Source organism: Streptomyces sp. Ru72, assembly GCF_002920635.1.
Lineage (GTDB): Bacteria > Actinomycetota > Actinomycetes > Streptomycetales > Streptomycetaceae > Streptomyces.
In genome coordinates this window covers 1-482 of sequence record NZ_PQSR01000254.1, presented here as the reverse complement: position 1 = coordinate 482, position 482 = coordinate 1, and the positions used below count along the sequence as shown (strand labels likewise).

At 80.1% G+C, this 482-nt stretch carries 1 pseudogene; it reads left to right on the top strand.

The window, feature by feature from the left end:
• A pseudogene (locus tag C3488_RS39775) lies at positions 1-482 on the top strand (hypothetical protein); the annotation flags it as partial.

Here is a 482-nt window from a genome sequence, read left to right as displayed (position 1 = left end):
GCCCTGCCCGGCCGGCCCGCGCCGCCTACGTGCTGCGCGGCCTCGGAGAAGCTGCCCGACCCGGACATCCGCGACCTGCTCGACGCCGCCGGGGTCCCCGACCCGGGCGGCGCGCTGGCCTCGGCGAACAGTGTGCCCATGCAGCCGGGGCTGCTCTCCTCCCCGGAGTTCGACCCGTGCTCGCTCCAGGCCCGGCCCACCGATCTGATGCGCCGCCGCCGGCACGCCAAGGCCGCCCTCGCCGCCGCTGCGGCGCTCGCCGTGTGCGGCGCGCTGGTCGCCCTGCCGGGCGACGGCTGGGGCCCCGACGGCGCCGCCGCGCCCTCCTACGCCGGGAACCCGGCCGCCGAGGCCGCCCTCGACCCCGGCAAGGTGACCCGGGTCTCCCCCACCGCCTGGCGGACCTCGGCGCGTACCGACTTCTCCGTGTGGCCCGCGCGCGGCCCGCTCACCGGCGACAAGGCCCTGCTGCGCCGCGCCCT